The 13,170-nt window shown below is 68.3% G+C and carries 8 protein-coding genes; all 8 read right to left on the bottom strand.

Going from position 1 to position 13,170, the window contains the following annotated elements:
* Positions 1-72 precede the first annotated feature (72 nt).
* The 8 genes from H7A87_RS20490 to H7A87_RS20525 all read right to left on the bottom strand — a co-directional run bounded on the left by H7A87_RS20490 (position 73) and on the right by H7A87_RS20525 (position 13,103).
* Positions 73-1,824, bottom strand: a complete 1,752-nt coding sequence (locus H7A87_RS20490; protein ID WP_119129966.1) for a diguanylate cyclase — start codon at positions 1,822-1,824, stop codon at positions 73-75.
* Positions 1,825-1,980: 156 nt separating this feature from the next.
* The gene (locus tag H7A87_RS20495; RefSeq protein WP_119129967.1) at positions 1,981-3,159 is read right to left on the bottom strand and encodes a sugar diacid recognition domain-containing protein; all 1,179 of its coding nucleotides are present in this window, start codon (positions 3,157-3,159) and stop codon (positions 1,981-1,983) included.
* Between the two features lie 330 nt (positions 3,160-3,489).
* On the bottom strand, positions 3,490-4,659 hold the full coding sequence (locus H7A87_RS20500; RefSeq protein ID WP_119129968.1) for a glycerate kinase: 1,170 nt from the start codon (positions 4,657-4,659) through the stop codon (positions 3,490-3,492).
* A 25-nt stretch (positions 4,660-4,684) separates the two neighbouring features.
* Positions 4,685-5,995 carry an MFS transporter gene (locus tag H7A87_RS20505; RefSeq protein ID WP_180496825.1) on the bottom strand — a complete coding sequence of 437 codons (1,311 nt, stop codon included), beginning with the start codon at positions 5,993-5,995 and terminating at the stop codon, positions 4,685-4,687.
* Between the two features lie 269 nt (positions 5,996-6,264).
* Positions 6,265-7,521, bottom strand: coding sequence for a dipeptidase (locus H7A87_RS20510; RefSeq protein WP_119129970.1), 1,257 nt, complete (start codon positions 7,519-7,521; stop codon positions 6,265-6,267).
* A gap of 116 nt (positions 7,522-7,637) precedes the next feature.
* On the bottom strand, positions 7,638-8,114 hold the full coding sequence (locus H7A87_RS20515; RefSeq protein ID WP_104650376.1) for a hypothetical protein: 477 nt from the start codon (positions 8,112-8,114) through the stop codon (positions 7,638-7,640).
* 82 nt (positions 8,115-8,196) lie between these two features.
* Positions 8,197-10,329: an acylase gene (locus H7A87_RS20520; RefSeq protein WP_232087893.1), complete on the bottom strand. Its 2,133-nt coding sequence runs from the start codon at positions 10,327-10,329 to the stop codon at positions 8,197-8,199.
* Between the two features lie 11 nt (positions 10,330-10,340).
* Entirely contained in the window at positions 10,341-13,103 is a 2,763-nt protein-coding gene (locus tag H7A87_RS20525; RefSeq protein WP_197942523.1) for a TonB-dependent receptor, read from the bottom strand.
* Positions 13,104-13,170 lie beyond the last annotated feature (67 nt).

The raw sequence follows: 13,170 nt of genomic DNA on the forward strand, positions 1-13,170 counted from the left end.
GGCACCGGTCGGACGCGGAGGGTCAGCCGCCGATCAGCTTCAGCCGTGGCCGCTTGCAGGCCGCAGCGCGCGTTACTCGCGCTGGTCGCTGACACCGGTGCCGCGGCGCGCCCGGCGCAGCGCGTACAGCGAACGGTCGGCGCGATCGACCACTGCCGCCAGCGCCTCGCCGTCGTGGCGCAGGGCGGTGCCCAGGGTGAACTGGATCGGGGCGTCGTCGGTGGCGGCCACGTAGTCGCGCGCCAATGCCGCCAGCTGCGACTGGGTGGGTTGATGCAGCAGCACCAGGAACTCGTCGCCGCCCAGGCGGACCAGACGGTCCTGGGTGCGCAGCGGCTGGTTGAGGAACCAGGCCATCTGCACCAGCACCTCGTCGCCGCGCTGGTGACCATGGGTGTCGTTGACCAGCTTGAACTTGTCCAGATCCACCACGATGCAGCCCCAGCGCACGCTGGGGTCACGCTTGTCCAGTTCGTCCAGGAAGCGGCGGTTGTAGCAGTTGGTGAGCGGGTCGGTGAACGACCATTCCAGCAGCTGCTTCTCCTGCTGGTACTGGTTGGTGATGTCCTGAGCGTGCGCCAGCACGACGGTGGCGTCGGCCTCCACGTCCAGCACGTTGCGGTACTGCCAGTGGCGCAGGCTGCCATCGCTGGCGACCAGCTCGATCACGCCGGCGTCCTGGCCGTCGAGCACCATCCGCGACAGATAGCCCTGGAAGGCGGCGTACAGCTCGGGGCGGATGAATTCCAGCAACGAGCGCCCTTCCATGTCGTCCACGCTGCGGCCCAGCGAGCGCGCCGCGGCCGGATTGATGCTGATCAGCCGGCCATCCATCTCGTGGGTGCAGATCAGGCCCAGGCTGTACTGGAACATGTTGCGGAACTTGCGCTCGCTGGCAGCCAGCGCATCCACCGCGCGATGGCGGTCGGTGACGTCCTGGATCGCGCCGATCAGGCGGATGCGCCCATCCACATGCTCCATCGAACCGGTGCTGTGCACCCACAGCCGCCGGCCGGTGGCGCTGACCAGCGGCAGTTCCAGGTCCCAGGGCGTGCCGTCGCGCACGCAGCTGTCCACCGCCTCGGTGATCACCGCGCGCGCATCCAGCGGATAGAAGCCGATCCCCTCGGCCAGGGTCGGCCGGTAGCCGGGCGGCAGATCGTGCAGCCGGCAGGTCTGGTCCGACCAGGTCAGCACGCCGCTGGCCACATCCACCTCCCAGCCGCCAACACCGGCGACCCGGCCGGTGCGTTCCAGAAACGCTTCGCTCTCGCGCAGGCGTTGCTGCAGCTGTGCGTTGGCAGCTTCGCGCTCCAGCATCAGCCGGCGCTGCTCCAGCCCTTCGGCGGCGACCCTGGCCAGCTGCTGCAAGGCGGCCAGTTGCGCCGGCTCCAGCGCGCGCGGGCGCTGGTCGATCACGCACACCGTGCCCATGCGCAGACCGTCGGACAACACGATCGGCGCGCCGGCGTAATAACGGATCCCCGGCGCATCGGTGACCAGCGTGTTGTCGCAAAAGCGCGGATCGGCCGGCGCATTGCGTACTTCCATCACCGCATCGTCCTCGATGGCGTGGGTGCAGAACGCGAGCTCGCGTGGGGTTTCGCTGGCGCCGGGCAGGCCGATATTGGCCTTCCACCATTGACGATGCTCGTCCACCAACGACACCAGCGCGATCGGCGTGCCGGCAATCGCCTGCGCGGCGGCGGCCAACGCATCGAAGAACGGCTCGGCATCGGTATCGACGATCTGCAACAGCGCCAGACGCGACAGCCGATCGGTTTCGCGGGAAGTGGATGACGCGACGGTGTCGCAGTGGCTCAACGGAATGCTCGCTTGTTCCCCTGACAATCCGCTCAGTCTAGCGGACCGGGCATACCTGCCTGACGCTGGTTTCGTGCGCCGCGACACAGGATGGGGTGTGCGCCGGCGCTGCGGCCTGCCCGGCGGCACCGGCGTGTCGGCGCCCTAGGCGGCGTCCTAGGCAGCGGGGTCGGCGCCGCTGGAGGCGCTGGTGTCGTCCATCTGCAGGGCCAGGTACAGGCGCACGCAGTCGTCGGTGTTGCCCAGGTCCATGCCGCAGAGTCCTGCGATGCGCTGCATGCGGTAATCCAGCGTATTGCGGTGGATGGCCAGTGCCTTGGCGGTGGGCGCCATGCGCATGCCGGCGCCGAACCAGACCGACAAGGTCTTCAACAGGTCGCCGCGCCGGTCCTGTGCCAGCAGTGCCTGCAGCGGCTTGCGCAATTCGTCGGCCTGCCAGGCCTGACGCAGGTCGTCCACCAGCACCGGCAGGCGATGGTCGTCGTAGAAGAACGCGTCGGCCTGCGGCGCGCGCGCCTTGCCGATGCGCATGGTGGTGCGCGCGATCTGGTGCGACAGCGCCAGCCCGTTGGGCTGCGGGAAGTACTGCCCCAGCGCGAGGCGGATGCGCAGCGGGCTGCTGGCACGCATGCGCTCGAGCAAGGTATGCGCGCGACGGCGTTGTTCGCCCACGTCCCAGTGGCCGCGGCGGTCCAGCGCGGGCTTGAGCACCACCAGTTCGTTGAGCGCGGTGGCGGCGATCAGGTTGCCGCGTTCGGGCGTGGCCAGCAGCGTGTGCAGGCGCTGCAGTTCCACCAGCATGGCGTCCAGGTCGAGGGTGCCGCTTTCCACTTCGATCACGGCCGCCACGCGCGGCAGGTCCAGCGCGATGCCGAGCCGTTCGGCCCAGCCGGCCAGTGCCGGGGTCGGTCCGTCGGCGCGGATCAGGCCGAGCGTGACTTCCTCGCGCAGGCGCGCATCGCGGGCCAGCAGGCGCAGCAGGCCGGCCTGTTCCAGCATCGCTTCGGCCGCCATGCGCACCAGTTCGGCCTGTTGCCCGATCCGCTGCGGCTCGCCGGTCAGCCCGACGCAGCCGACGATGCGGCCATCGGCGATCAGCGGCAGGTTGACGCCCGGGCGCACCGCATCCAGCTGCCGGGCCAGCGCCGCATCGATCTCCACCCGGCCCTGCCTGGACAGCACCAGCAGCGCGCCTTCGTGCAGCTGGCCGAGGCGTGCCGGCTCGCCGCTGGCGATGATGACGCCGGTGTGGTCCATCACATTGACGTTGCCGTCGATGATGGTCATCGCGCGGTCGACGATGGACTGCGCCAGGGTGCGGTCGAGCGTGAGCATGGGCTGGGGTCTGTTGACGGGGTGAGGGAGGCTGCGGTGCCATGGTCGGCATGCACGTCGCCAAGCATGAGGCCAAGGCGCGCCGATGAGCGCGCGTCGCGGCCATGCTGCGGTTGCGCGGCGTCCGGGCCGTGAACCGGGCACGCCACCGGCACGCTGCGCTCACCCGCCTGCACGGCAGTGCGCGTCCGAAGCTGCAGGCAACGACGTGGTTACCCTGTCCTTTCCGCCGACGCGCCGCGCTGCGTGGGCCATGCCCTCATGCGGCAGCCATGCAACGCACGCCGCTCTGCAGCAGCAGGATCCGTGCGAGGCAGCTGCGTGCGGCCATCACTGCAGGTCAGCGCCTCCCGACGTACACGCCATCGTCTGCCCCACCTGCAATGTCGCCGCCACATTGCGTGCGGCGATGCGCACGTTGCTGGCGGCTTCGGCCAGCGCCTGCTCCACCGTGCAGGCGCGGTGCACCACCGCAAACATCGCAGCGATGCCGTGCCCATGAAGCCGCGCGGCGCCGTTGCCCAGGCAACCGGCGATGGCGATCACCGGCTTGCCGTGCCGCTGTGCCACCCGCGCCACGCCCACCGGCGTCTTGCCGTGCAGGCTCTGGCTGTCCAGACGGCCTTCGCCGGTGATGACCAGATCGGCCTGGGCGACCAGCGCATCCAGCCCCAGCGCCTGCGCCACGATGTCCACGCCGGGCCGCAACTGCGCGCCCAGGTACGCCACCAGCGCCGCGCCCAGGCCGCCGGCCGCACCGCCGCCGGGCAGGTCGTGCAGGCGCACACCGAGGTCGCGCTGCAGGAGGTTGGCGTAATGCTGCAGGTTGGTATCGAGCTGGCGCACCATGCTGGGCGTGGCGCCCTTCTGCGGGCCGAACACCGCCGAAGCACCGGTCGGGCCGATCAGTGGGTTGTCCACATCGCAGGCCACTTCGAAGTGGCAGTCCTGCAGGCGAACGTCCAGGCCGTCGGTCTCGATGCGGGCCAGCGCCGCCAGCGCGCCGCCGCCGGGGCCGATCGCCTCGCCGCGCGCATCCAGCAACCGCACGCCCAGGGCCTGCGCCAGGCCGGCGCCGCCGTCGTTGGTGGCACTGCCGCCGATGCCGATGATGAAGCGCCGCGCGCCGGCATCCAGCGCGGCCAGGATCAACTCGCCCACGCCCGCGGTGCTGGTGCGCAGCGGCGCGCGCTCGGCCGGCGGCACCAGCGCCAGGCCGCTGGCGGCGGCCATTTCGATCACTGCGGTGCGGCCGTCGCCGGTCAGGCCGAAGAACGCCTGCACCGGGGTGCCGAGCGGGCCGCTGACCGTGCAGGCGATCACCCGCCCGCCGGTGGCCGCCACCAGGGCGTCGACCGTGCCTTCGCCGCCATCGGCGACCGGCACCTTGCGGTACTGCCAGTCGGGGAACACCTCGCGGAAGCCGGCCTCGATCTGGGTGGCCACCTCCAGCGCGGACAGGCTTTCCTTGTAGGAATCGGGCGCGATGACGATCTTCATGGGCACACTCGCTGGGACGGACGCATCACTGGTTCACCGCGCGTGCCGGCACCCGCAGCACCAGCGCCGCGCCCAGCAGCATGGCCCCGGCCAGCACGTACAGCGCCAGCTCGGTGCTGTGGGTGGCGTCCTTGATCCAGCCCACCAGGTACGGGCTGACGAAGCCGGCAACCTGGCCGGTGGAGTTGATCAGCGCCAACCCGCCGGCCGCCGCAGCGGCGGTGAGAAAGCCGTTGGTCAGCGGCCAGAACAGCGGCAAGCCGCTGACTGCGCCCATCGTGGCCAGGGTCATGCCGAACAGGGCCAGCGCCAGGTTGTCGGTGACGCTGGCGGCGATGCACAGCCCCGCCGCGCCCATCAGCAACGGGATCACCAGGTGCCAGCGGCGCTCGCCGCGGCGGTCGGCCGAGCGGCCCATCAGCACCATGAACACCGCCGCGGCCAGGTACGGGATGGCGCTCATCAGGCCGATCCGGGTCGGGTCGGTGACACCGCTGCCCTGGATGATCGACGGCAGCCAGAAGTTGATCGCATACACCCCGCTCTGGATGCAGAAGTACACCGTGCCCAGCAGCCATACCGCCGGGTTGCGCAGCACCGCGCCCAGTGAGGTGGAGGCGCCGGCCGGCTTGCCTGCTTCGTCGGCGGCCAGCGCGCGGGTCAGTGCCTGCTTCTCCTGCGGGTCCAGCCAGCGCGCCTGCTGCACGCCATCGCTGAGCAGGAACCACACCCCGATACCCAGCAGCACCGTGGGCAGGCCCTGCAGCAGGAACATCCATTGCCAGCCGGCCAGCCCGCCCTGCCCGGCCGAGAAATGGCTGAGGATCCAGCCCGACAACGGCCCGCCCAGCACCCCGGAGATCGGAATGGCCGACATGAAGACGGTCATGACCCGGCCATGCTGGGCGCGCGGGAACCAGCGCGTCAGGTACAGCACGATGCCGGGGAAGAAGCCGGCCTCGGCCGCGCCGGTGAGCAGGCGCAGGGTGTAGAAGCCGGCCGGCGTGCGCACGAACATCAGGCAGGTCGACAACAGGCCCCAGCTGACCATCATGATCGCCACCCAGCGGCGCGCCCCGATGCGCTGCAGGATCAGGTTGCTCGGCACCCCGCAGGCCAGGTAGCCGATGAAGAAGATGCCCGCGCCCAATCCATACACGGTCTCGCTCATGCCCAGGTCGTCCAGCATCTGCAGCTTGGCGAAGCCGACATTGACCCGGTCCAGGTAGTTGAACAGGTAGCAGACGAACAGGAACGGGATCAGCCGCCACAGGATCCTGCGGTAGGTCGGGCCCAGGCCGTCGGAGGGCGGCAGAGGCCGGGAGGCTTGGGTCATCGCACGCTCCAGCAGTGGGTAAGCCCACCGGTGCGCAGTGCGTTGGCACCGACGCCACACGGGGGTCGGCGCATTCTAGTTGGTGCTTTTTCCCGGAAGCATCGTCAGCCTGCTGCCAGTCCATGGCAGATCGGCGCTAGTTTTTGTGCAAACGCCCAACTTCCCCAGGAGGCACGCGAGGCACATGTCGGACTCGGAGCGCACGCACGACAGGCCGCCTCGGCTTTGCGAATCCGACTCCCGACTCCCCAATCCCGGCACCAATTGCTCTAACGATTCCCCACTCCCGATTCCCCATTCCCCGCCGCATACGCCTGCGCCTGCCCCATCACCCGCAGCAGGTTGCCGCCCCAGATGCCGGCGATCTGCGGCTCGGTGTAGCCCTTGCGCAGCAGCCAGGCGGTGATGCGCGGCAGGTCGGAGACGTCTTCCAGGCCGACCACGCCACCGCCGCCGTCCCAGTCCATGCCAATGCCCACGTGTTCGGGCCCGACCACCTTGAGCACATGCTCCAGATGGGCGAAGAAATCCTCCTCGGTGGCGCGCTTGATCGGGTAGCGCGCATCCAGGTCCTTGAGCGCGGCGCTCAGGGCAGTGCCATCGGCGATCTTGATGTGCTCCCAGCCGCCGTATTGTTCGGTCAGCGCCTTCTCGGCGGCCTTGCGCTCGGGGCTGGCGCCGCTGTCGACCAGGTAGCCGCCATAGGAATTCACCTGAATCACCCCGCCGTGTGCGGCCAGCACCTTCAGCCGCGCGTCGTCGATATTGCGCGGATGGTCGAACACCGCACGCGCGCCGCTGTGCGAGAGCACGATCGGCACCGGCGACAGCGCGATCAACTGGTCGAACACCGCATCGGAGGCATGCGATTGATCGATCACGATGCCCAATGCCTGCGCCTGCTGCACCAGCTGCTTGCCGGCCGGACTCAGGCCCTTCCATTCCGGCCCCTTGGGATCGGTGGCCGAGTCGGCGAATTCGTTGTTGAGAAAATGCACGGTGCTCATCAGGCGCAGGCCTTGCGCGTAATAGAACCGCAGCAGCGTGGGGTCGGCCACCAACGGGCTGGCATTTTCCATGCTGATGTACACCACGCGCTTGCCGACGGCCTTGATGCGGGCGGCATCGGCCGGCGCGGTGGCGAAGGCGAAGCGCTGCGGTTGCGCGGCCAGCAGTGTGTGGATCTTCAACAACCGCTGCAGGCCGGCATCGCGATCGTCCAGGTGCGCGGCCGCACTGCGATTGCCCTGCCCGGTGTAGACCGCCCAGAAGCCGCCATCCAGCGCGCCTTCGACCATGCGCGGGTAGTCCACCTGCGACAGCCGGTTACCGGCATGCGCCTGCAGGACGTCGAAGTCGGGGCGCTCCAGATTGGCCGGCGTGTCCAGATGCGAATCCAGCGTGACCAGCCGCTGTTGCAGCGCGGTGGCGCGCGCCAGTTCGGCCTTGGAAAACTCCAGCGCGTGGCTGGGTGCGGCCACGGCCAGACTCAGCACGGTGGCGGTGCACAGGCGATGCAGGGTCATGGCAGCTCGCAGAAGTTGGGGGTGTATCGATCATAGCCGCGCTGGCCTCAGCCGCTGCACGATCAGGAGGTTCGCCTGCGTGGTCCGGGGCGTCGTCGCCGACCACGCCCCGGCGCTCACTTGCGTTCGAAGAACTCGTGATAGGCCTTGGATTTGCCTTCCGGCGACTTGCCCACCCCATTGCGGATCAGCGTCTTGCCATCTGCAGAGAACGTCCAGAACTCGCCGACGATCACGTCGTCGTCCTTCATCTTGAGGATCTGGTAGGTATCGGCGCCGGTCTTGCTCACCGCGATCCGGTTGAAGCGCGCCTGCTCGTTGAGCGGGCTGGGTTTGCCATCCAGCGTGGTGACGTAATCGACCTTGTACGGCGTGTCCGGGCGGGTGGTGTTGATGGAGTGGTATTCGATGCGGTTGTCGGAGAACTGCACATTGATGGTCAGCCGCATGCCCTTGGGAAATTTGCCGTCACTCCAGTTGGATTTGGATTCCACCAGGGTCCAGGCGCCGTCGTGCGGATCGGCCGCCGATGCGGCGAACGTGGCAGTCAACGCCGAGACGGCGAACAGGGCGGCGGTCAGAAAGGTGCGCATGGGCGGTGTCCTTGGAGGCTGGGATAGTGGGCGGTGCTGTCGGGGAGCTGCTTGGCGTCGGGCGATCGTCGGAAGCTGGGCATCAGAAGTCGGTGCGCGATTCCAGGTGCTGTTCGACCTGCTCGCGGGTGGTCCACAAGGTGCGGAACTCGCCCTTGGACAGCAGTGGAAGCTGGTCGCTGATGTGCGCCGAACCAGGCTGGCTGGCATTGCCGTAGCTCATCAGGCCCTTGGCCTTGAGCGGCGTGGAAAACTCCACCAGCGAGACCCAGGTTTCGCCGTGCTGCGGCAGGCGTTGGCCATCGGCATTGGGCGGGTTCCAGGTGATCACGTCGAACGCGCCGAGATTGCCGAAACCGCCGCGGCCGGGCACATCGACAGCGCCCAGGTGGAAGCGCGACACCTCGCCGTACGGCCGGTCGATGGCGCCGTAGGTCTTCTTGGTGCTGGCGACGGCCTGCTTGAGTTGGCGCAGCGCCAGCGCCGGGTCCTTCAGGCCGCTGGGTGTGGTCAGCGGGGTGTCCAGCGACCACGGCGTGGCATAACCGGCCTGCGAGAGGTAGCGCGCATCGCCGGTGAACAAGCGCGCCCATTCCTCGAACAACAACGCCCCGCGGCTGTCGGCTTCGAAGTGGCGGTCCCAGGCCTTGAGCACCTTGACCGCGGCGAGAATGTCCGGGTCGGTGCTGTCTGCGGCTGCGGCGTACAGCTGCGGCAACGTGCGATCGGCCGCCAACGCCTGCGCGGTGCGCTTGAGCGCAACCAGCTGATCGAAGTCGATCTTGTCGTGTTCGGCCAGCATCTTCACCGAGTTCTGCGCACGCAATGACATCGGCCCGACCGGTGCGACATATGCGGGGAAGGCGCTCGGTTCCAGCACGCGCGGCCAGCTCGCCAACCACGGCGGATCGTTGGTGTTCTGCACGAAACCGCCGGCCGGGTTGATCACCTTGGGCAGCTCGTCGTAGCTGTGCACATCGCTCCATAGCGTGGACGCGGTATCGCCTGGCACCAATCCGCTCCAGTACTTCAAATCGCCTTGCGCATGCCTGGGCAGGATGCCGTTGTCCAGGAACAGCACATTGCCGGCGTTGTCGGCATAGACGATGTTGAACATCGGCACCTGCAGCTGCTTGAGCGCACGCTGGAACTGCGCAAAGTCCTGCGCCTTGCCCATGTCCCAGTACTGCTTGAGCATGTCGGGGCGATCCAGGCCAGCCACGCGCAGCGCCACGGTGCTGCCGTCGTAGCGTTCGAACACCGGGCCGTGCACCGACTGCCGCACTTCCAGCGTCTGGGTTTTCAGCGTGCCATCGGCCTGACGGATCTTCAGCGTTCTGGTCTCACGCTTGAACGGCAGCACCTTGCCGTCCAGCAGATACCCCTCACCCGACAGCGTGAGTTTGTAGGTGGTCTGGCCCAGCAGCGTGTTCACCGTATTGGTGAAACCCAGCTGCTTGTTGAAGCCGAAACGCAGGATCGGCAGGCCGACCTGGGTGGCGCCGTACAGATCCACACCCGGCCCGTTGAGATGCGCTTCGTAGTAGGTGAAAAAGCCGCTGCCCCAGGGCAGGTGCGGGTTGGCCAGCAGCATGGCGTGGCCGTCGCGGGTCTTGCTCGGCATCAGCGCCCAGGCGTTGGACCCATCGCGGGCCTGGCCGTCCTTGGGAGGCTCGCCCAGCACCTTGGCCGGCGAGGCGATGTAGGCGTAATTCATCAGCCGGTGCGCGTGCGCCACCACGTCCACGCCGGTGATCGGCAGCACCACCTTGACGTTGGCGTCCAGGGCCTCCGGGTGTGCGGCCGCGTAGGCGTTGATGCCTTGGGCGAATGCGTCCAGGTCGGCACGAAAGCCCGGGGCCTGCTGCCGGTACCACTGCTGCGCGCGTGGGTAGACATCGTTGCTGACCAGCCAGCGATCCTGCTCGGCGTACTTCTCGCCCCAGTATTCGGCCGCGCGGCCGCGCGCTTCGCCATACAGATGCAGCAGCAGATTGCCATGGCTGTGGGTCTGCGCCCAACCGAAGCCGTAGAAGGTGCCCGCTTCGGTCCTGGCATAGACATGCGGCACGCCGTAGCGGTCCCACAGGATCTCGCCGGTGTCCTTGCCGGCGCCGGCAAGCGCCGCCGTCGGAGCGCAGAGCACTGCGATCAACAGCCCTGCGCAGATGGAAGCGCTGCGCGCATGCGCCCGCATCGAAGAAAGTCGCGGCACTGGATCACTCCTCAAAAGGTGTAGGTCAACTTGGTGTAGTAGGACCCGCCGGTGAAGCCGTACGGCACGCTGGTCACATAGAAACCGCTGCCGGTACTGGCGACCGCGCCGATGTTGTTCGGGTACTGGTTGAACAGGTTGTTGGCGCCGAGCGTCCAGGTGATGCGCCCGGACAGTGCGTAGGACGCTTCCAGATCGGTGATCCATTTGGCCGGCACGTGCTCGTCGTTGGCCGGGTTGTTCTCCAGCACGTCGAAACTGCCGAAGCGATTGACGCGCAGGTTGAGCGCGAAGTCGCCGATCACCCAGTTGCCACCCAGCAGCAGCTTGCTGCGCGGGGTGCGCGACAGATAGCCGCGCGAGGCGCGGTCGAACAATTCGTAGCCGGCGCCCAGCGAGTCCAGCGCGGCCGGGTTGTCGGCGATGCGGGTGATCTCGGTTTTGTTGTAGTTGTAGCCCAGGTTCCAGTTGACCCGGCCCCAGTCGCCGGCCTCCATGCGCCAGGTCGCCACCACGTCCACGCCGTCGGTGCGGGTATCGATGGCGTTGGTGAAGTACTGCGCGCTGTCGACGCCGGACACGCCGGCGCGGGTGAGCAGGTCGGTGATCGCCGCACCGGTGATGTAGCCGGTCATGCCGATGCGGTCGTCCAGATCGATGCGGTAGGCATCCACGGTGAGGCTGAGCGCGCGCGTGGGGTTATAGGTGAAGCCGATGCTGGTGTTGGTGGATTCTTCCGGCTTCAGCGGTTCGGCCCCCAGTGCCAGCGCGGCGGGGGAATCCACCGGCAGCGTCTTGGCCAGGAACAGCTCGCGGTCGCCGTTGTCCAGCGTGCGCCAGCTGCTGTTGGTGGCCGCGTACAGGGCCTGCGCCAGGGCCGGCGCACGGAAGCCGGTGCTGGCCGCGCCACGCAGCGCGAAGGTCGGGGTAATGGCCCAGCGCGCGGTGAACTTGCCCACCGCGGTGTCGCCGGCCGAATCGTCGAAGCGCTCGTAGCGGCCGGCCAGGCCCAGCGACACGCTGTCGGCCACGTCCCAGGTCAGGTCGACATAGGCCGCGCCGCTGTTGCGATCCAGGCTGCCGGCTTCGTCGGGCTGGAAGGTGATCGCGCCCTGCGCGCCGGGCGGCGGCGCCTGCCCGGCGCGCGGATGCCCGGCCGGGAACACGTAGTTGCCGGCCGCATAGGCCGCCTGCTCGCCGGCCTGGATCTCGTATTTTTCGTAGCGATGCTGCACACCCAACGACACCTGCAGCGGGCGCTCGGCCAGTTGCAGGCCGCGGGTGATGTCCAGGCTGGTGGTCCAGTCGGTGGAGGTCAGCTGGCCGAGATAGAACGCTGTGGGGCTGGTCGGCCCCAGGCTGGCGTTGAGCGTGTGCAGGCCGTCGCGTTCGGAGGCGTTGCTGCCGTAGCTGGTGGCCAGGTCCCAATCCCATTGGCCCCACAGGCCCTTGATGCCGGCGGTGAACTCGTAATCGGTCTCGTCGATGCGCAGGCGCGGGCTGTACCCGTCCGGATAGATCTCCTGCAGGGTGTTGTTGGCGTTGGGATTGCGGAACGACCATTCCAGGTCGCTCAGGCGGCGGCTGTAGGTGGCGTAGGAATACCCACGCAGCTCGCCGCCCAGGCCCAGTTCGGCGTTGTAGGACAGGTTGGCGCCCTTCTGCCAGGGCTGGCCGAAGTTGCGCGTGATCAGGCGGTTGGCGGTGGCCTCGCGCGGGTCCGGCTGGCCGTTGACCGGGTAGTACAGCCGGTAGTCGTCGGCCACCGGCACTGCGCGATTGGAGGTCTGCTGGTACCTGGCGTCGGCGGCCAGATAGACGAAGCCGTCGCTGCCCAGCGCCAGACCCTTGCCGATGCTGGCACTGCTGCTGTCGCCATCGGCGCGGTCGATGTTCTGGCCCCACAGCAGGTCGGCCTTGCCGCCCTCGGCATCGGACTTGAGCAGGATGTTGATGACGCCGGCGATTGCGTCCGAGCCGTACTGCGCGGCGGCGCCGTCGCGCAGCACCTCGATGTGGTCCACCGCCGAGACCGGGATCAGGCTCATGTCCACCGGCACCGAACCGCGCCCAACGATGCCGGCGATGTTGATGCTGGCGGTGCGGTGGCGGCGCTTGCCGTTGACCAGCACCAGGGTGTGATCCGGATTGAGCCCGCGCAGCCCGCCGGTGGCGATCACATACGAGGTGCCGTTGCCGGATTTGGCCGGTGCATTGAACGAGGGCACCAGATCGTTGAGTGCCGACAGCAGGCCTGGGCGACCGGTCTTTTCCAGTTCCGCCGCGCCGATCACATCGATCGGGGTGGGGCTTTCGGTGACGGTGCGCTGCACGCCGCGTGCGCCGGTGACCACCACCGCATCCAGGTTGCCGACTGCGGCATCGGCTGGCGGCGCAGCGGCTGGTGGCGTCGGTGCGGATGCGTCCACCTGTGCGTAGCCCACAGCGGGATATCCGTGCAACGCGGCCGTCATCGGCTGCGCCGAGGCCAGCGTGATGCGTTCGCCATCGTCTTGAACCACGCTCAATCCGGTGCCGGCCAGCAACTGCCGCAATGCCACGCGCGATTCCAGCGTGCCCTGCACCGCCGGCGTGCGTACCTGCTGCAGGTATTCGCCGGGTGCCACGATCTGCACGCCGGCCTGCCGCGCAAATTCCGGCAACGCCACCACCGCATTGCTCTCGGGGAGCGAGAACGTGCGCCCCTGCGGCGAGGCTGCCAAGGAAACTCCCGCTGCCATCATCGCCACGGCCGTGCCGATGGCCTTGCTCAAACGCCTGCTTGCTGCCTGCATCACTGCTCTCCGCTGGCGCGCGTGCGCCGCTGTCCGGTCGTCGTCA

The sequence above is a fragment of the Xanthomonas sp. CPBF 426 genome (assembly GCF_903989465.1).
GTDB classification, from domain to species: domain Bacteria; phylum Pseudomonadota; class Gammaproteobacteria; order Xanthomonadales; family Xanthomonadaceae; genus Xanthomonas; species Xanthomonas euroxanthea.

Excerpts from the sequence above, each read along its gene's own strand:
- H7A87_RS20515 (WP_104650376.1), bottom strand. The coding sequence starts at position 8,114 with ATGCGCACCTTTCTGACCGCCGCCCTGTTCGCCGTCTCGGCGTTGACT.
- H7A87_RS20505 (WP_180496825.1), bottom strand. The coding sequence starts at position 5,995 with ATGACCCAAGCCTCCCGGCCTCTGCCGCCCTCCGACGGCCTGGGCCCG.
- H7A87_RS20500 (WP_119129968.1), bottom strand. The coding sequence starts at position 4,659 with ATGAAGATCGTCATCGCGCCCGATTCCTACAAGGAAAGCCTGTCCGCG.
- H7A87_RS20495 (WP_119129967.1), bottom strand. The coding sequence starts at position 3,159 with ATGCTCACGCTCGACCGCACCCTGGCGCAGTCCATCGTCGACCGCGCG.
- H7A87_RS20510 (WP_119129970.1), bottom strand. The coding sequence starts at position 7,521 with ATGACCCTGCATCGCCTGTGCACCGCCACCGTGCTGAGTCTGGCCGTG.